20 protein-coding genes are annotated in these 18,757 nt (G+C 39.1%); 9 read left to right on the top strand and 11 right to left on the bottom strand.

Features of this window, described 5'->3' with window-relative positions; all coding sequences use genetic code 11:
- Positions 1 to 187 precede the first annotated feature (187 nt).
- Positions 188 to 1,261, bottom strand: a complete 1,074-nt coding sequence (locus VGE44_RS11890; protein ID WP_331079289.1) for a serine hydrolase — start codon at positions 1,259 to 1,261, stop codon at positions 188 to 190.
- Positions 1,262 to 1,553: 292 nt separating this feature from the next.
- Between VGE44_RS11890 and VGE44_RS11885 the strand changes: the two genes are divergently transcribed.
- The 4 genes from VGE44_RS11885 (at position 1,554) to VGE44_RS11870 (ending at position 3,483) form a co-directional block, all read left to right on the top strand.
- A complete protein-coding gene (locus VGE44_RS11885) occupies positions 1,554 to 2,246 on the top strand; it encodes an SGNH/GDSL hydrolase family protein (protein ID WP_331079286.1) in 693 nt (230 codons plus the stop codon).
- A 219-nt stretch (positions 2,247 to 2,465) separates the two neighbouring features.
- A complete protein-coding gene (locus VGE44_RS11880; RefSeq protein WP_331079284.1) occupies positions 2,466 to 2,708 on the top strand; it encodes a hypothetical protein in 243 nt (80 codons plus the stop codon).
- A gap of 212 nt (positions 2,709 to 2,920) precedes the next feature.
- A complete protein-coding gene (locus VGE44_RS11875) occupies positions 2,921 to 3,205 on the top strand; it encodes a hypothetical protein (protein WP_331079282.1) in 285 nt (94 codons plus the stop codon).
- Between the two features lie 59 nt (positions 3,206 to 3,264).
- Positions 3,265 to 3,483 (top strand): hypothetical protein, encoded by a 219-nt coding sequence (locus VGE44_RS11870; RefSeq protein ID WP_331079280.1) that lies wholly within the window; start codon positions 3,265 to 3,267, stop codon positions 3,481 to 3,483.
- An 84-nt stretch (positions 3,484 to 3,567) separates the two neighbouring features.
- Here VGE44_RS11870 and VGE44_RS11865 read toward each other — a convergent pair whose 3' ends face one another.
- A complete protein-coding gene (locus VGE44_RS11865) occupies positions 3,568 to 4,614 on the bottom strand; it encodes an FAD:protein FMN transferase (RefSeq protein WP_331079278.1) in 1,047 nt (348 codons plus the stop codon).
- 17 nt (positions 4,615 to 4,631) lie between these two features.
- A complete protein-coding gene (locus tag VGE44_RS11860; RefSeq protein WP_331079276.1) occupies positions 4,632 to 6,011 on the bottom strand; it encodes a putative oxidoreductase C-terminal domain-containing protein in 1,380 nt (459 codons plus the stop codon).
- 124 nt (positions 6,012 to 6,135) lie between these two features.
- Between VGE44_RS11860 and VGE44_RS11855 the strand changes: the two genes are divergently transcribed.
- The gene (locus VGE44_RS11855; RefSeq protein WP_331079274.1) at positions 6,136 to 7,290 is read left to right on the top strand and encodes a glycoside hydrolase family 18 protein; all 1,155 of its coding nucleotides are present in this window, start codon (positions 6,136 to 6,138) and stop codon (positions 7,288 to 7,290) included.
- A gap of 204 nt (positions 7,291 to 7,494) precedes the next feature.
- On the opposite strand, the gene VGE44_RS11850 is transcribed toward VGE44_RS11855, so the two are convergent.
- Positions 7,495 to 8,448: a serine hydrolase gene (locus VGE44_RS11850; protein ID WP_331079272.1), complete on the bottom strand. Its 954-nt coding sequence runs from the start codon at positions 8,446 to 8,448 to the stop codon at positions 7,495 to 7,497.
- 15 nt (positions 8,449 to 8,463) lie between these two features.
- On the opposite strand from VGE44_RS11850, the gene VGE44_RS11845 reads away from it, so the two are divergent.
- Positions 8,464 to 9,942 carry a M14 family zinc carboxypeptidase gene (locus VGE44_RS11845; protein ID WP_331079270.1) on the top strand — a complete coding sequence of 493 codons (1,479 nt, stop codon included), beginning with the start codon at positions 8,464 to 8,466 and terminating at the stop codon, positions 9,940 to 9,942.
- An 18-nt stretch (positions 9,943 to 9,960) separates the two neighbouring features.
- On the opposite strand, the gene VGE44_RS11840 is transcribed toward VGE44_RS11845, so the two are convergent.
- The 5 genes from VGE44_RS11840 to VGE44_RS11820 form a co-directional block, all read right to left on the bottom strand.
- Complete coding sequence (locus VGE44_RS11840; protein WP_331079268.1) at positions 9,961 to 10,158, bottom strand: hypothetical protein; 198 nt, start codon at positions 10,156 to 10,158, stop codon at positions 9,961 to 9,963.
- A 42-nt stretch (positions 10,159 to 10,200) separates the two neighbouring features.
- Positions 10,201 to 10,494, bottom strand: coding sequence for an ORF6N domain-containing protein (locus VGE44_RS11835; protein ID WP_331079266.1), 294 nt, complete (start codon positions 10,492 to 10,494; stop codon positions 10,201 to 10,203).
- 168 nt (positions 10,495 to 10,662) lie between these two features.
- The gene (locus tag VGE44_RS11830; protein ID WP_331079264.1) at positions 10,663 to 11,634 is read right to left on the bottom strand and encodes a glycosyl hydrolase family 18 protein; all 972 of its coding nucleotides are present in this window, start codon (positions 11,632 to 11,634) and stop codon (positions 10,663 to 10,665) included.
- Between the two features lie 25 nt (positions 11,635 to 11,659).
- On the bottom strand, positions 11,660 to 12,679 hold the full coding sequence (locus tag VGE44_RS11825) for an N-acetylmuramoyl-L-alanine amidase (protein ID WP_331079262.1): 1,020 nt from the start codon (positions 12,677 to 12,679) through the stop codon (positions 11,660 to 11,662).
- A gap of 30 nt (positions 12,680 to 12,709) precedes the next feature.
- Positions 12,710 to 13,996 carry a D-alanyl-D-alanine carboxypeptidase gene (locus tag VGE44_RS11820; RefSeq protein WP_331079260.1) on the bottom strand — a complete coding sequence of 429 codons (1,287 nt, stop codon included), beginning with the start codon at positions 13,994 to 13,996 and terminating at the stop codon, positions 12,710 to 12,712.
- A 227-nt stretch (positions 13,997 to 14,223) separates the two neighbouring features.
- Between VGE44_RS11820 and VGE44_RS11815 the strand changes: the two genes are divergently transcribed.
- Together VGE44_RS11815 and VGE44_RS11810 are read left to right on the top strand one after the other, a co-directional pair.
- Complete coding sequence (locus tag VGE44_RS11815) at positions 14,224 to 15,354, top strand: P1 family peptidase (protein WP_331079258.1); 1,131 nt, start codon at positions 14,224 to 14,226, stop codon at positions 15,352 to 15,354.
- Position 15,355: 1 nt separating this feature from the next.
- Entirely contained in the window at positions 15,356 to 16,183 is an 828-nt protein-coding gene (locus tag VGE44_RS11810) for an aminotransferase class IV (protein ID WP_331079256.1), read from the top strand.
- Between the two features lie 42 nt (positions 16,184 to 16,225).
- On the opposite strand, the gene VGE44_RS11805 is transcribed toward VGE44_RS11810, so the two are convergent.
- The gene (locus tag VGE44_RS11805) at positions 16,226 to 16,675 is read right to left on the bottom strand and encodes a YhcH/YjgK/YiaL family protein (RefSeq protein WP_331079253.1); all 450 of its coding nucleotides are present in this window, start codon (positions 16,673 to 16,675) and stop codon (positions 16,226 to 16,228) included.
- A gap of 78 nt (positions 16,676 to 16,753) precedes the next feature.
- On the bottom strand, positions 16,754 to 17,779 hold the full coding sequence (locus VGE44_RS11800; protein WP_324487928.1) for a sugar kinase: 1,026 nt from the start codon (positions 17,777 to 17,779) through the stop codon (positions 16,754 to 16,756).
- 225 nt (positions 17,780 to 18,004) lie between these two features.
- Between VGE44_RS11800 and VGE44_RS11795 the strand changes: the two genes are divergently transcribed.
- Positions 18,005 to 18,667 (top strand): bifunctional 4-hydroxy-2-oxoglutarate aldolase/2-dehydro-3-deoxy-phosphogluconate aldolase, encoded by a 663-nt coding sequence (locus tag VGE44_RS11795; protein WP_331079250.1) that lies wholly within the window; start codon positions 18,005 to 18,007, stop codon positions 18,665 to 18,667.
- Positions 18,668 to 18,757: the final 90 nt, after the last annotated feature.

Raw genomic sequence — 18,757 nt, 5'->3', positions numbered from 1 at the left:
TATGTTCATCTGGACCGGGCCATTTGTTAAAGCTTAATGCCTAAAGCCTAAAGAAAAAAGTGTAAAGTTAAAAGGGAAAAGCTATAATCCATTTGGACCCTCATTCCGAATGCAATGAGGAATCTGTTCAAAATGATAATTAATGACTGCTTCCCATTCCCAAGACATTGATTATCTCTTCAAGACTCTAATTAATTACAGCATTTATTTTTTGCCAAAGTTCATTATCAAATCCGGAAAGAGCAAAATTTGGATTTGCCGGGTCAGATGCCTCTCCCATTCTGACAATGATCATATTTTTACTGGGAATGACATAAATGCGCTGATCTTCTGCGCCCATTGCTGCATACATATCGGCAGGAGCATTCGGTACTAAATTACTGGTATATACCTTTTGTCCGCCGGGTACCATATAATTGGATTTACCATTTAGCCACCATAAGTAACCATAAGATGGATTTATGCTTTGAGAAGTATTGATACTTTCAAGGAAAAAAGATTCGTTTAAAATCGTTTCGTTATTCCATTTCCCCTTGTTCAGCGCCAGTAATCCAAAACGAGCCATACTACGTGTATTACTATGATATATTTTAAATATTAAGCCGTTGTTCCAGAAACCATCCATTCCGATTTTGTTTTTTAGTTTAGAGTTAAAATAGGTTTCAAAGCTTTGATTACCCGCTTTTGCAACAACATCCATTAATTTTTGGAAAACATTATGATACGACCATCTGGTCCCGGCATCTGCCAGATAGGTTAAATTCGATTTTATTATAAATTCGTTTTCATCATTTATTCCTGAGGTCATAGTAAGCAGGTGTCTTGATGTGATCAGATTTTCTTTTTCTATTGGTTCACTTGTCCAACCCTCACCTAAATACTGGGACACTTTGCTGTTAATATTGAGCAGTCCTTCCTGCTGGGCAATTCCGGTAGTGCTTGATACTAAAGTTTTGCCGGCACTATTCCATTGCCATGTGGCAGTTGAACTATGACCGTTAAAATATTCTTCCATTACAATCCTTCCATTTACAAGAATCATAAATGATTTGCTGTTCTTCTGAATAAGATAATCCTTCAAGGCTTGAACAGCACCTGCGTTCCAGCCCAAACTTGAAATTGTCGTGGTTTCCCAGGTATTATCGGTATTCGAAGGGAAATACATCGATTCAACCGAGTTGGGTTGTGGTACATCTTTACTTACTTTTTTACAAGCTATAATTGGAATTAAGAGTAATAAAAGCAATTTTAAATTTTTCATAGATCAGGCAGGATAATTTAATTCTTTGAGTTATAAAATTTAGACAATACTCTTTTAAAAGGGTTTAATATTAATTTTTTAATTCCAGATGAATGTATGTTGTTCCCCTTTCAAAGAATGCAGCTTACGCAGTAAAGGCTTATCTACTTTATTCTCCACCCGACGGTTGCCATGTCCTATTTCCTATTCCCCATTTCCTATTCCGCATTCCCAAAAGGAATGCCATTAGCTTTACATTCCAAATGAATTCCTAAATTCACCTGATAACTGACAACAGACAACACATCCTAATATGAAAAACATACTCTTAATCCTTTTCTTGTCATTTCAAACCAGTACCATCGCTGATCCAGCCAGTTATTTGAATGATCTGAAAGCCGAATTCAAAAAGGAATGGCCTAAAAACAGAGCCATCAATCTGGTGTTTCACGGGCATTCTGTTCCTGCAGGATATTTCAAAACCCCGGTGGTTAATACATTGGAAGCTTATCCATACCAGGTTTTGAGAGCACTGAAAGCAGAATATCCTTTTGCAGTAATTAATATCATCAATACCTCTATTGGTGGTGAAAACTCTGAAAGTGGTGCCAGACGATTTGAAACCGAAGTTTTAAATCATAAGCCGGATGTGCTTTTTATCGATTATGCTTTAAACGATCAGGGCATCGGACTTGAAAGAGCTAAAATGGCCTGGGAGGAGATGGTCAGCACCGCGGTTAAAAAAGGAATTAAAGTTATTCTGCTCAGCCCTTCTCCCGACCAGCGGGTGAATATTCTGGAAACCAATAATGTGTTGGAACAGCATGCCGCACAAATAAAGAGACTATCAGAAAAGTACGGCATTGGATTTGTAGATAGTTACAGGATGTTCCAACAAAGGGTGGTTTCAGGTGAGCAAATCACAAAATATATGTCTCAGGTAAATCATCCGAATGAAAATGGGCATGAACTCATTGCAAATGGAATAATGAGATACTTTAAATAACAGAATTGGGAAGGCTCCAGATGCTTTAGTAGAAGCGCAGAAAGTAATCTATATATATTATGGTATTGAATTTGGAGATTTATGGAAAGCAATAAGCTATAGAGTGAAAGGTTTGACAAAGAATGAATCCTTCGGAAATACTTATTCCTAAAAAATTCTAAAATGGGTATTTGGACTTAAGATTAAAGTATGTGCAGCTTACGATTAAACTAGAAAGAAATGGCAAAGAAGAAAAACAGTATGGGTGGAAATCAGCCAGGGACCATGGCAGATCAAAAAACTTTCCAGGATTTTAACAATCGCAAGCCTTCTCTGAGCGATCCCAATGAAATAAAGAGTAAACTGAATCCTGAAGATTCAGCACAGCCAGAACAATCTGGAACTCCGGTGCCGGATCAAAGGATTGAACTGCTGAAAACCGTACCAGGCGCACCTAAATCCAGCCTAAAGAAAGACAAATAAAAATTTATATTTCTATTATAAATGATGTCCGGATCGGGAGATTTTCAAATCAGATCTTATTCATTTCTTAGGCAATATGTCTAAAAATAGCGCATTACCTAAAGTTTAGCCCAAACTCCAGCCATAAAACCCTAAATATTTGACTAAATATTTGCGGCTTATTTATTTAATTAGTTACTTTGAATTTCAAAGTACTTTTAAAATAAAATATAATGGAGAACAAAAGACTAATTATCATTCAATCAGTTGTAGGAATACTGCTGCTTATCCCGCTCATTGCAATGCAGTTCACAAATGAAGTTGACTGGGATATCTTCGACTTTTTAATTATGGGAATTCTATTATCGGGCACAGGCTTCTTATGTGAGTTTGCATTAAGAAAAGTAAAAGGGACACTCAACAGAATTATTATCTGTGGAGCTGTTTTATTTGTATTCTTCCTGATATGGGCTGAGCTTGCAGTCGGAATTTTTGGTACGCCATTTGCAGGATCTTAAAATAAGACAGCAAATGATTAATACCAATGTCCTGCTGTGGTTCACATAATCTTAAAGCTATGAATAAAGTTATCGGCGCAGTATTAATAATTGCCAGTTTAGCAATTGCTTATATAGGAATTAATAAGATTTCGCAAAGTACAGAATCTGTCAGTTTTTTGGGGATAAAGATCGAAGCCTCAGATAATTCGGGTAAAACAGAGGGATTCCTTTTTCTTGGATTGGGGATAGTCCTTTTTGCCGGTGGGATTTATACATTGAATAAAGCAAAGGCTTGATCGGAATTTTAATTAATCACTTGAAGTTTATTTATCTGCTTTTGATAGGGTTCCTAAAAGCAAAAAGCAATACTTACTGAAAATTTATTTGAAAAATCCTGTGCTTGCCGTGTCCTTTATTGTACCATTTTTATCCTGATAGATAAAATATGCTTCCAGGCCTTTATGCTTTTTTAGAAAGTCAAAGGCTTTTTCAAGATCCTTGCCAATCAGTACATTATCATAACCATCGGCACTCATCGCATTTGCGGTTCTGACGGTCACGCTGATCATTTCATTTTCAATCGGTCTGCCAGTCCTCGGGTCCATCAGGTGGGAAAGCTTTTTTGATCCGTTTTGAATATATTTCCGGTAATTTCCTGAAGTGGTGATTGCACCACCTTTCATTTCAATTATTTTCTGGATAACAGCATCTTCCTCCTTGTCATTCGAAGGTTGTTCAATTCCAATCCGCATGATCTGATTCCCGGGTTGTTTACGTCCTTTGACCCGAATCTCTCCACCAATTTCAATCAGGTAATTTTGAACACCCTGTGATTCAATGTAATCTGCAATCACATCCACACTATAACCCTGAGCTATGCCGTTTACGTCAATCTTCAAGCAGGGAATGTCTTTGACCAATTGCCTGCCCCGGATATGGAGCTTATCTGAACCTGAACATGCGAGTGCCTTGCGGATGGCTTCATCTGATGGCTGATTACTATGCCGCTTTACCCCGAATCCCCATGCTTCTACTATGGGCAGTATACTGATGTCGAATACCCCATCACTTTCCTTCCAGATCTTTAAAGAGCGCTTTACTACCTTATTCAGGTGCTCATCCATTTCTATTCCTTTTTCAGAGTTATTGAACTGATTGATCAGTGAATAGGGTTTGTAGATTGAAAGGGAGCTGTCAAGTTCTGAAAATTTTTGATCAATTGATTTCGAGCTAATGATCGCATCCCCGGCATAATAGGTAATCTGATAGCTGGTGCCCTGTGCGAATCCCGAGATCTGGAATTGGGAGTATGATTGGGATTTCCTGCTGCTGCAACCGGGTAATAGGATTAATAGGATGGGTAGGATTAATAGGATTACAATATTTCTAATACTCAAAATATTACCATGATTAAAAATCCTGCTCATCCTAAGATCCTCTAATCCTAATATCCTAACCCGCCGGTCGTCGTATAATATTTCGCAATCATATTCGGCACTTCCCAAGCAGGCATAGTATTGTTCAGAATATACCCGATCGCTACTTCAGCAGAGTTTGTATTTTTAAATGTTCCCGGTTTTACGATCCATCCATTCCCTTTTTGGATCAGGTCGAAGCCTGGGTATTTTTGCTGCATTCTGGCTTTTACACTTTCAATGACCGAAGAGAATTCAGCAGCCGGAACACCCGAAGCAGCTTTAATGTATAATGTGGCCCGGTATTTCTCTTCTGCACCCTGCCTGAGTTCCAGATCAGCTTTTGTGCCCCGCATCAGTGCATAATGGGTATCACTTGAGCCTGCAGGCTCCCTGTACCTCCAGTTAACAGTTACTTTAGCATGCACTCCTTTGATTGTATAATTGATCTCGCCATTGGCCAGGACTGATAAAATACTGTCTTTTACATATTTTTTCAGGTAATCAGGATAATCTACTCTGGTTACCCGCTTAAATTCGGATGGAGTCAGATCAGTAGGCCATTCTCTGGAACTCAGGATTTTGATGTCTTTTTTATAGTTGAGTATGACTCCCGGAAATCCGGCCCATTGCGACATGTCGACAAGGTGAGTACTCACATCAGTAATTCCATGGCCTTGCTGCTCTACGTCAAAGAACCAGGCAGGGCGACGGGCAGGTTCAGTGCCTGAGAATTTCAGGAAATGGTGTAAATTTTCCTGGATCAGGGATGGATCATCCACACTTCCTTTTTTGAGTGTTCCGAACAGTTCAGGTATTTCTGCCAGCTCTTTCTGCAGAATGTTGCTGATATCATATCGCAGATCCATGGGATCAAAGATCAGAACCTTTTTTTTCTCTGCCAGCTTGAACGATTTTTTCAGCATTTCAAAATCTTTTGGGGTTACCGCCAGTGGCTTATCCGCTAAAACATGCATCCCAGCTTCTATGGAGCGACGCATATATTCACCTTTTTTGCTGTTATTCCCGGATATGATCACTGCATTTCCCTTTTTCTCAGCCAGCATCTTTTCCAGGTAATCTGCACCGGTATAAACCACCATTTTCCATTTGGTGGGATTGGAAGAGCGGGAATTCATTCCATTGACGCTTTTCAGATAGGTCTCTACATCCGGACCTGCAGGAGCATAAACATGTACTTCAGGATCTAAACCTGCATACATTCTGCCCTGCATATAAGTTGCATGACCATGCCCCGGATCCAGAACAATAAGTTTGATCGGAGCATTTTGTGCAAGTCCCTGAATCGAAATTAAGCTGAATAAGATAAGTATGAGTGATTGAAGGATAAGTCCTGGTTTAAACATGGTATTAATGAAATTTCGATTTGAGAAAATTTTGGATGCCATTTTTTAATTCAAGTTAATTAATCAATGTCTGTTTTTTGTCTGAATTGATCTTAATCAAATATAAGAGAATTGATTAATCCTGTATTTTTATATATTTATTCATGTACATTTTCATCCTGTCAAAATGAGTAATTCACTTTTATCAAACAGAATAGTTTTTCCGGCATTTTTTATGCTGATGGCATTGTTTATACAGACAGTTGATGCTCAAACAGGGAAAGCTAAGAAATATATTGTTAATGGTTATGTAGGTGGTTACCGTGGCCTTGTAAAAGTTGAGGAAATCGATGCCGAAAAGTTGACCCATATCAATTATGCTTTCGTCAATGTAAAAGACAGCATGGCATTTCTTACGAATCTGAAGACTGATTCAACAAATTTTCGATTGTTGAACGGACTGAAAGAAATCAACCCTGATCTTAAAATTGTAATTTCCATCGGCGGCTGGTCATGGAGTGAAAATTTTTCGGATGCGGTTTTGACCCCTACATCCAGAAGATTATTTGCAAAAAGCAGCGTTGACATTGTCAGACAATATAATCTGGATGGTGTGGATATCGACTGGGAATACCCGGCTATGAGGGGGGAGGAAGGCAATATTTACAGGCCGGAAGATAAACAGAATTTTACCCTGATGTTCAGGGAAATTCGTGCCGAACTGGATAAACTGGAAGCTGAGAGAGGTAGAAAATATCTTCTGACAGCAGCTGTCGGTGGCTCGAAATCCTTCGTGAACAATACAGAGATGGCAGAAGTGGCAAAAATTCTCGATTATATTCTGATAATGACCTATGATTATGGCGGTAAAACAGTTGCGCATCATACCAATCTCTATCCTTCAAAAGGAATGGAGAATTCCAGTTCAGCGCATAAATCGGTGATGGATTTTATAGAGGGGGGAGTTCCTGCTCATAAGATCGGGTTAGGTGCAGCATTTTATGGGAAAAGCAGGGAGGCAGAAAATATAATGAAAAACGGACTTAATCAGCCAGTCGTTTCTGGCTCAAAAGCTACTGTGGGACAAGGTGGGGGTTATACAAAACTTCGAAATGAGTTTATCAATAAGAATGGATATAAACGTCATTGGGACAGACATGCAAAAGCTCCTTACCTTTTTAATCCGGATACGAAAGTTTTTATTACTTACGATGATGAGCGCTCCATCAGAATGAAAGCAAAGTACATCAGAAAACATAATCTTGCAGGTATATTCTTCTGGGAGTATTTTTCTGATCCGGAGGAAAATCTTTTGAAGGAGATTGATCGGGTGCTTCCGTGATTTGGGAAGAAAAAGGACAAAGAGTAAGGGTGTTTAGCTTTTATGAATCAATTTTAGTCTTTGATTTTGAGATATAGCAATCTGTTGTCCCAAAGGCAGGAGGAATCTGATTTTTTGTTTTCTATTCTCTTAAAGATTATATTCCATTATGAATGAAGCATAATTAAGTCTTTAATCCTTGCTCCTTATTCTTTGATCAAAAAACTACTCCTGCCTCAAAAAATAATCATAAATCATCTTCGAGACTTTCGCCATCGACTTTACCGCCGCCTTATCGTTCTCCAGTTCCTTCGACAATAATACCAATACATATTTTCTGCCATCCGGCAGTATCACGATTCCTGCATCATGGTTAACTCCGGTGATCCAGCCTGTTTTGTGAGCTACTTTTACTTTTTTTGGCAGTTTTGAAGGGATTTTGTCGTTAAATTTTTGATCGAGCAGGATATTGATCATCGCATCTGAAGAAGATTTGTTAACAGTAAGACCCTCGGCCATTTTAGAAAAGATGAGCATTTGGTCATAAGCTGTAGTGGTATTGTTCAGTCCCGCCCGGTAGGCTTTTGTGTCTTCCACTCCGCGTAAAACCTGAATGTCACTGGCTCCCAGCTCCCTCATGGTTTTGTTTGCATTATGTGCCCCAACCAGATCGATAATTATATTAGTGGCCAGATTACTGCTTTGAATGATCATAAGATAAAGCAAATCATAAATCTTCACTTTCTTGCCTGCTTTGGTATACAATTCAGTTTCACTATCGTCTTTTGGGTCCAGTGTATAAGTGCTTCCGTCAACTATGCTTTTGAATTCATTTTTAACAATCAGCGAGTCATTAATAGAAAATTTTCCGGCATTAGCCTGTTTATAAGCCTCAATCAATACCGGGGTTTTCATCGTACTGGCGGCATGAAAATTTATGTTTTCATTGATTAGAATTTCTTCACCGTTAGCCAGGTTTTTATAAGCCAGGGCAAAGATTCCCTGATTTTTAGCGAGTTCTGCATTGATCTTATTCTTAAGATCCTCCGGATCTTTTGTCGCTGATGGCAGCATGAAAAGTAAAATTGACAGGATTAATGAATGCATCTTAATACTCCAGAATAATAAAGGAGCAATGGCGAATATAGCAATAGTATAATTTGTATTTTTAGATCCCATTAATATGATGAAAACATGATCAGATCAAACAGTTTATTGTTGTGTGCCTTGCTATTAACAATGTTTCAGGCGGCCATGTGTCAGGTAAATCTGAAAAGTGTTGATCAGGTATGGGATCATTACGATCGTTACAAGGAACCTGTAATAACAAACCGCTTTTTTAAGCATACTGAAGTGCTTCACCTGATCCAAAAACACACAACTTCCAGATTTATTGATGCTGTTCAAATTGGCCAGTCAGTAAAGGGCAGAAGCATTAACCATCTTAAACTGGGGACAGGTAAAACAAAGGTCTTATTATGGTCACAAATGCATGGCGATGAGTCGACAGCTACCATGGCTTTATTCGATCTGCTCAATTTTCTGGCAGCTGATGATGAACATAATGAACTTAGAAAGTTGATCCTGGGTAACCTGGAATTAAATATCGTTCCAATGCTTAATCCTGATGGTGCCCAGCAATGGAAAAGAAGGAATGATTTGGAGATTGACATAAACAGGGATGCCCGGTATCTGGTCACTCCTGAAGGCAGGGCATTGATGAATCTCGCAAAGGAACTGAAACCAGAGATAGGCTTTAATCTGCATGATCAGAGTACCCTTTATGCTGCAGGTCCTACCAGCAATACCGCTACCTTATCTTTTCTGGCTCCAGCTTATGATTACCCGAAGAGTATGAATGAAGTCAGGAAGAGAGCCACTCAATTAATTTTGACGATGAATACAGCACTTCAAACCAGGGTTCCGGGTAAGATCGCTAAATATGATGATGCGTTTGACCCGCGTTGTTTTGGGGATACCTTTCAGGGGATGGGTATTTCAACCATACTGATAGAATCTGGCGGGTATTATGTCGACCCTGAAAAGCAATACATCAGAAAAATAAATTTTTATGCACTTCTGAATGCTTTTGAGTCTATTGCGAAGAAAAGCTATGCAAATCAGAATCTTGAAGATTATCAGTCAATCCCTGAGAACAGCCGGTCATTGTATGATGTACTTATCAGAAATGTAAGCATTAGCAAAGAAGGTATCGCTTTCCGGACCAACCTTGGGATTGTCCGTTCTCAGATCAAGAGCCCTGATTTTGGAAGTATGTCTTACAATGGCCGTATTGAAGAACTTGGCGATGTAGAGCTTACGTATGGTTATGATGAAATTGAGGCCTCAAACCTGACTTTTACTCCGGGCAATATAAAACTCATGCGCAAAAGTGAATGGGAAGCATTAAGTCCGCAGCAGGAACTTAATCTGATCAGAGAAGGTTATCTTTTTGTGAAATGGACAGATGGAACATCACCTGCCGGTCCATTGAACGCCAGACTCCTGAACCTGACCAATAAGGCAACCAACACCATACAATCTGCGTCCATAGGTCAGCAAGCACAATTTTTATTAAGCAGAGATGGAAAGCCTGTTTACGCACTACTTAATGGTTATGTTCTGGATTTGACTAAAAATGTGGAAGCAGTTCCAAATGTGTTTGGTTATTGAGCGGTGTTTTTATCGAATTTAGTCTTTACCAACCTTAAATCCGATCTCAGGAAATTGATTCTGGTCTGAATGCTTACCAATAAGCTCATCCAGATATTTAAAGACTATTTCCAGGTTTTTGTCATGATTGTTAAGTTTCTTTTTGATCTTTTCAATCTCAAGATTAAGTTCTGAATGATTGTTCAGAATATGTTTTATTCGCGTGAAAATTCTCATTATCCGGATGTTTACCTGTATTGCTCTTTCGCTGCGTAATACTCATGACAACATTGCCACGCCTTGTTCTGTAAAAGCATATGGGAGTTTTCTCGTACCACCCCAGCTTGATATTCCAATTTGGAATATCAAGTTTTTAAACTCCTCTTCATAAAGCTGGAACATGAAATCCTCAGGAAATCTGGATTTATTTCGGTTAACTGATTTGTTTAAATTTCCTGTTGTTACCTGATATAGCTCAGCTAAATCTTTATCAAGCATTACCTTAGTATTCCTGATAATATAAATCTTACTAATAACAACCTCGTCAGTAATAAGTGCGGTATTTGAATCCATTGTAAGTATTTATTTTTCCAATACAATTTAAGATTCACCGGAATTAATTTCATGAATATCTAATTATCGGTAGGAGTTAATGAGTAAAAGGGAGATTATTGGGAATTTCCTTCTGGTCGGTGTTGTCACAATACCAGTAACCATACATTCAACCTCTTACCTAAAACCTCACTTTGAATAAGCAATTTTATTAATCAGGCTGAGTAAGGATCGATCACCTGCTGCATCCCCTAAAATTTGCCAGATCATTATTCCGGAAGCATTTTCTTTTGCAAGCAATGTTTTTTTACGGATTGTATCTTCTCCATTGTAATACATGATATGACCGTTGGACATTGTTATCTGATCGGTTTTTTCAGCTCCCTGAAAGGTGTTAACAATCTGTCCGTAATTCATACTGGTAGCTTTTGAAGTCAGTTCAGGCCCAAATCCATAACCATAAAAACCGACGCCCAGAACAATTTTTTCTTTGGGGATGTTCCTCTCGGTCCTAAAGTAGTCCAGATCTTCGAGGGCATGCTCATAGCTTGAATGTGGACCAGGTTTGGAAGGTCTCCATGGACCGGTATGATCATAACTCATCAGGGTCATAAAATCGTATTGAGCCAAAGCCCTGTCACTAAGCTGATCTTTATAGAAGATGGCTATCGCTGAAGTGATCAATTTTTTATGAGGCCTCAGTACCCTGGCAAGTCCAACCACGAAATTTTCGTAATTCTCATCAATGTCACTCCCTTCGATATCAACATCAATACCATCAAAATTGTATTTTAAGCTGACAAGTAGTAGGTCGTTAATGAATCTGGCCCGATTCTCATCTCTCAGGAGTTTATGGTAATATTCATGTCTTCCACCGCCTGCAATTGATGGGAGCACCTTAACACCATGTTTATGTGCTGCTTTAATAAAGGGCTCAAGTGCGGAAAGATCCTGATTGAAATTTCCAAGTGTATCCGGATTCAAAAATGAAAGATTGATATGAGTCAGTTTATCAAAAGGGACAGTCTTTTGATCAGCATTCATTGCCGCTTTCAATGAATAGTAGCCAACAACCTTGAAATCCGATTTTTTCAGGGGCTGGCTCTGTGCCTGTGAAAACAAGAGTGTTAAACTAATGAACAGTAGTAGTTGTTTTTTCATTTTTTGAATCAATGGAAGGTGATTATTAGTTCGGATAGAATTCCTTTACCCTTATTTCTTCCTTAACTGCTTCTTCCGTTTTGCCCTGCTTTCTTAAAATTGCTGCTCTGTATTTATGGCATTTTGCGGCAACATAGGAGTCTGGAAAAGACCGTGCTGATTGGGTGAATAAGTCATAAGCTTTTTGCTGCGACTCTGCATCTTTTTTCTTCATCAGTTTCTTTCCGTCAATATAATCCTGATGCCAGCGTCGCGCTATGGCACTCATGCGGTCGGCTTCCTGTAAGGTGGCAAACTGCGGAGGGAATTTGGAAGGTGTTTTCGGGCTGATGGTGAGATTGCCTTTTTTAAAGAATTTCTCAATTGCTTTTGCGATGGCATGAGCTTCATTGTAATTATGTTCCCTGGTTTTCAAACGGGCTTCTTCCTCGGGGTTAGTGAACAGCGATGCTTCCGCAAGAACACCAGGTATACCATAGGTTCCCCTCAATACAGAAGATCCTGCACCAGAAAATATGGTAAAATCAGAAACCACGCTGTAGGGGGTTTTTGTTTTGTACATGTATTTTTTCAGGTTCTTTGCAAGCATTTTTCCAAAGATCACACCGGCTTGATTTTCTGATGCAAGGCCATGATAGTAAATTATCGGAAAATTAACTGATGGATCTGCAGTAGCATTGTGGTGGATGGAAATAAAGAAATCAGATTTATTTTCAACGGCCATTTTTGAGCGTTCTGCCAGGGGAAATGGATTATCAGCACTTCGGGTCATGAGTACTTTTGCTCCTTTCTGCTCCAAAATCTCTTTTAATAGCAATCCTACACGAAGGTCAATCCATTCTTCACGCTCACCTGTAGGCCCCTGACGATAACTGTCGGTTGCTGCTGAACCCCCATGACCAGGGTCGATGCAGATTATTTTACCATTTAAAGTACCGTCTATATTTGAATTCTGCTGTGCAAAGCTGCTTTGGATGAAACCGGCAAGGATGATTAATAAAAATGATCTTATTTTAATGATTTTTTGGTGATTTAGTCTTTGCATGGGATTTTTATATTATAAAATAGGAAAGAATTAATAGTTTTCATGAAAATAGGTGATTATCCGGCCCATTTCATCCCGAATTTCTGCGGTTGGGATCATGAAGTTGTTATTCATGAATGAATACATGTATTTTTTACCTTTTCTGGTATTAAAAAATCCTCCCTGCAGATGCACATTTTGAAGAGTACCTGTTTTTGCCCACACAAATGGTTGACCGTTATCTGTTTTATAAGCATTTCGTAGTGTGCCACTAACTCCGCCGGCTGGCAGCAAATTGTGAAGCCTTTCTTCGGTACCTAACTTCTCTTTAATTTTAGCAAGAATCTTTATTATCGAACGAGGACTAAACAAATTATATCTCGATAGTCCTGAGCCATCTCTCCACTGAAATTTATCAGGTAGGTCATTCAGGAAGTTTTTTGAGCTGTAAGAGATCGCCGAATCAACACTGAGCTTTCCCGGAAGAAGGGAAGAACAGAGATAGAGAATCTGCTCGGCAAGGTAATTATCACTCGGAAGCATCATTCTTCTGTAAAGGCTATCTGATGGAATGCTGTAAATGGTCTTCGCATTTTGAGGCAAATTCATGCGGATGATACTGACAGGTAGTTTGAGTGTATCACTAAGTGTTGCGGCTGTCAGTTCTGCTCCCGGTACGAGGTAAAGTGTTTGCCTGTAATTTGCTGGCATGCTCATCTGTGGATAAATAAAGTTATTGGTCTTGTCATCTCTGCGAACACTGAATGCTCTGGGATGGTATGAAGTATCCTGTTTTAAGTATTGCTTAAGAAAGGCGGGTTTGATCTCTAAATTCCCCTTCTTATCTGCAAAGGCCATAGCTCTGTTCTCGCCTACTGGTAATGAAACTAGTGCGATCTGGTAAATAGATGAACCATTGAACTCAGTACCTGCATTGTTATGTGAATAAAATAGCTTTTTACCCGAATTTTTAAGGAAATCATATACCCTCGTTGATTTCAGATCGGGATGAAGAAATGAAGGATCACCTGTCCCCCAGAAGATTAATGAATCACCTTTGCTAATATAACGAAGTCCTGGGATTGAATCACCCAACATACTGAGTGCAGTGTATAAAGTGAAAAGTTTTGTATTTGATGCTGGGATGGCAGGCTTGTTTGCATCCAGTTCATACACTGGCTTCATGGTTTTTAGATCATAAAGTGAAAATCCGGTATAATGATTTTTAAGAATCTCAGAACCTGCGAAGACTTTCGCTACTCTTCGTTTATTTAATTTTTGTGCTTCAGTCTTTGTACTGAATAAAAGCAAAATGAACAAACATAATAAACCGTTCATCAGGTTTTTATTTAGGTCTAACTTTTCAGGGATCATCTGTTTCGGGTTTTTTGTTTAATTCTTGTCGCTATAATTGGCTGTTCTGATTGCTTAAGCAGCAGGAGTAATTTTATGCAAGATAAGTTTCCACTATCAAAGATAAAAGAACAAATAATAAGGCTTACAGTGTTAAAAACCCTGTAAGCCTTAATCCTTTTTAGTTAAGATTATTGTTTAATATTGTGTCTATGCAAAAACTCTTCGTTATTGTGCTTTTTAGCATTTTTCCGGCTCTTTTGATGGCTCAGAATCCTTTGCGACCCAGAGAAATGGGTCTGAAGATTGGAGTGCTGCCGGCAGGGGCTATGAATGCAATTACAGATGTACCCGGAGTTAAGGTGGGGCATAAAACCCTGATCAGCGGAGAGTCGGTTCGTACTGGAGTAACAGCCATTCTTCCCCATGATGGCAATTTGTTTCAGTCCAAAGTCCCTGCAGCTGTTTTTGCAGGAAATGGTTTCGGAAAGCTGAGCGGGACTACACAGATCGATGAACTCGGGACTTTGGAAGGTCCGCTTATCCTGACCAATACCCTTAATGTAGCCGAAGGTATTCAGGCTGTGATTGAACATACACTTGCACAAAAGGGCAATGAAATGGTGCAATCGGTAAATGCTGTGGTTGGAGAAACCAACGACGGTAATTTAAATGATATACGTGGCCGTCATGTAAAAAAGGAAGATATTCTCTATGCCATTCGATCTGCTTCAGCCGGCCCTGTTACCGAGGGAAATGTTGGTGCAGGAACAGGCACGGTTTGTTTCGGATATAAAGGTGGAATAGGTACATCATCAAGAAAATTACCTCAAAGTCTCGGAGGATATACAATAGGTGTACTTGTTCAGACTAATTTCGGAGGAGTTTTGCAGATTGACGGAGTTCCAGTAGGCGAGGAATTGGGGAAGTTCTCATTCAGTGATAAATTGCTGAATAATGTGGATGGTTCCTGCATGATCGTTGTAGCAACGGATGCACCATTGGATGCAAGAAATCTGGAACGTTTAGCTAAAAGGGCTTTCATGGGAATGGCAAAGACAGGTGGGATTGCATCTAACGGAAGTGGTGATTATGTAATCGCTTTTTCTACTGCAGAGTCACTGCGTATTCCACATCAGCCTGCTCAGCCAGTAATCCAGTCAGGATATCTCCATAATGATTTTACTTCCCAATTATTCATGTCGGCCATAGAAGCAACGGAAGAAGCTATTATAAATTCTCTTTTTGCGGCAAAAACCATAACAGGAAATAATGGGCGAAAGATCGAAGCTCTGCCGCTGGATAAAGTAATTCCAATACTTAAAAAATACAACAGACTATAAAATGAGTAAATTATTCGTTTGGGTAAATGATTCTTTGATTCCTTCTGAGGAGGCGAATTTGAACATTGCTGACCTCGCCGTGCAGAGAGGCTACGGAATTTTTGATTTTTTTAAAACTATAGATGGTAAGCCTGTATTTCTTGAAGACCATTTGGATCGTTTATACAGATCTGCTGTGCTGATGAGGCTTGAACTTAAGCAAAGCCGGGATGAAATAAGAGACAAGATCATCAGGCTAATTGAAAACAATAATCTGAAAGATTCGGGTATAAAAATGATTCTTACCGGAGGCTTTTCTCCGGACGGATTCAATATTGCAGAACCAAACCTGATTATTAGCCAGCAGGCTTTTGAAATTCCCAGAACTATGTCAGAGAAGGGCATCAGTATTCTGACGCATGAATATCAGCGTCAGTTTTCCAATGCTAAAACGCTGGATTATCTTCAGGCAATCTGGCTTCAGCCAATACTGAAAGAGAAAAAGGCAGATGATGTGTTGTATTACTCAGATGGACTGATTCGTGAGTGTCCCAGAGCAAACATCTTTGTTGTTACAAAAGATCAGAAGGTACTTACTCCGGAATCAGGTATGCTGAAAGGAGTGACCAGAAAACATTTACTGGAAATATCGGGAGCCAGGTACGTAACCGAAGCCCGGGATGTTAGTGTAGAAGAGCTTAGAAATGCCAGTGAAGTTTTTATTACCAGTACAACTAAAAATATCCTGCCGGTGGTTCAGGTAGATGGATATGTTATTGGTGATGGAAATCCGGGAGAAGTAAGCAGAGCTTTGGCGAAGGAATATAACAGGATTATTTATGGATCCTGAAATAGAATTTATAAGGAAAGGGGTTTATCCCTTTCCTGAATATTACAATCTTACTTTTACAATCAGTTTCTTGATTACACCATCAGCAATCATTGGTGCATGCACATCTTCGGGAAAGAAGATCGCAAATTGATTGTCAGTTAACTCAAAATACATGTCAGGTGCATCATTATAAAAGGCAACATCTTTCTCTGCATTGTATTCACCTTTCATCGATTTGCAGGTATTTCTTGGCTTCCATCCCAGTTTTTCCTTACCGTTGATGCAAAGCTGAATGTCGATGTTCTTATTATGGCATTCAAATTTAGCGATAGACTCTTCCGCTGTCATTCCTTCTTTTTCAACTACTGCATAATTTAAGCCATCGCTGATCTCGTATTTACCAGCTTCGACATTTTTCAGGTCAATAGAATTTAAAAATTCAAATGCTTTTGCAAAAAGTGGATGAACAGAAGCGTATTTTCCTGCGTTTTCCAGAGTATCTATAATCATGGTCTTTCTATTTTATGATTTCTGTATATTAAAAATCCGCCCGGAATGCGGGCGGATTTCTTAAATTATTTTTGATAATTAACGTTGTACCCTTCCTGAACCATCACCACCTACCAGATCTTTAACTTCAGATAAAGTTGCATGATTTAAGTCGCCGGGAATGGTATGTTTAATCGCAGAAGCAGCAACACCAAACTCAGCGGCATCGCTCATTTTCATGTCTGTAACCAATCCATAAATAAATCCACTGGCAAATGAGTCGCCGCTACCTACACGATCCACAATACGAACCTCGTATGATTTAGTATGATAAAACTCAGTACCATCGTAAACCAGTGCCGACCAGCCATTGTCTGAAGCACTATGGCTTTCCCTTAAAGTTGAGGCAATATATTTAAAGCCGAATTTAGCTTTCATTTGCTGGAATACATCTTTGTAACCATCCAGATTAAGCTCGCCTTTTGTAACGTCTGTGCCCTTACTTGTAAAGCCAAGAGTCGTATCTGCATCTTCCTCGTTACCGATACAAACATCAACGTACTGGCAAAGTCTGGTCATCACCTCTCTTGCTTTTTCTTTAGACCATAATTTTTTACGATAGTTCAGATCAATACTCGTAGTGATACCTCTTGCTTTTGCAGCCTTTAACGCAGCTTCTGTTAAAGCAGCAGCTTTATCACTCAAAGCAGGGGTAATACCGGTGGTATGGAACCAATCGGCACCTTCAAAAATCTTATCAAAATCGAATTCAGATATTTCAACTTCAGAAATTGATGCATCAGCACGGTCATATACTACCTGCGATGCACGCATAGAAGCTCCGGTTTCAAGAAAATAGATTCCCAAACGCTTTCCACCTCTTGCAACAAATTGAGTATCAACACCATAGCGGCGTAAATGGTTGATTGCAGACTGTCCTAAAGGGTTGTTGGGAACTTTAGATACAAAGGTTCCGTTTAATCCGTAATTACATAATGCAGCAGCTACGTTTGCTTCTCCGCCACCATAGGTAACGTCAAAACTATCACTTTGTACAAATCTCTTGAAATCGGGAGTCGATAAACGCATCATTATCTCTCCAAGTGTTACGACTTTTTTAGCCATGGTTTAATTCTGTATTTAATTGAAAGAACTTGTTAAAAATCCAAATTTAGGATAAGCAAAAATACATTAATGGGCGATAATTAAAAGTTTTATCCATGCTTTATTGCTTAATGGCAAATAAAATGTTACGTAAGCACATTAATACTTTGATTTACGTTTCATTTTAGCTAATTATTTATTAATTATCTAATTTAGGGGCTTAGTTTTACTTAAATTATAATACAGATGAGCAAGAAAGCAGAACTCTTGAATTTAATACCCGAGCAGGGTATATTACCTTTATATTTCAACAAAGATAAAGAGACTAGTATAGGACTTTTAAAGGCATTATATAGTGCGGGTATCCGCGCAGTAGAATATACTAACAGGGGAGAGGCGGCTCTCGCAAATTTTAAGGAGATGAGAAAGGTGGTTGATTCTGAACTTCAGGGTATGTACCTGGGTATTGGAACAATCAAAGATGGAGCAATGGCTCAGACTTTTATTGATGCTGGTGCTGATTATATCATCTGTCCGGGTCTGGTAGAGAGTGTCGCAGAAGTTGCCGATAAGCATGATATGTTATGGGCACCGGGTTGTATGACTCCAAGTGAAATAATCAGGGCAGAGACTTTAGGTGCTAAAATGATCAAACTTTTCCCCGGAAATGTTTTGGGACCTGGCTTTATGTCAGCGATAAAGGAATTATTTCCTAATCTTAAGTTTATGCCTACAGGTGGGGTAGATCTTGACCGTGCGAATATTGAAGGATGGTTTAAAGCAGGGGTTTGTGCTGTTGGAATGGGTAGTAAACTGGTGAGTAAGGATGTTATGGAAAACAAGAAATACGATGAGCTTATTGCTTCAACTAAGTCGGTTTTGGAAATAATCAAATCAATAAGAGCTTAATTCGTTAAGGGATATTTAAAGCCGGCAGAGTATTTCTGACGGCTTTTTTTGTTTTTTTTTTGCTGAGCTATAACCGGCTTTTGTTTTTTT

Origin of the sequence: Daejeonella sp., assembly GCF_036405355.1 — a bacterium.
Lineage (GTDB): Bacteria > Bacteroidota > Bacteroidia > Sphingobacteriales > Sphingobacteriaceae > Daejeonella.
This window is presented reverse-complemented; position numbering and strand designations above follow the sequence as displayed.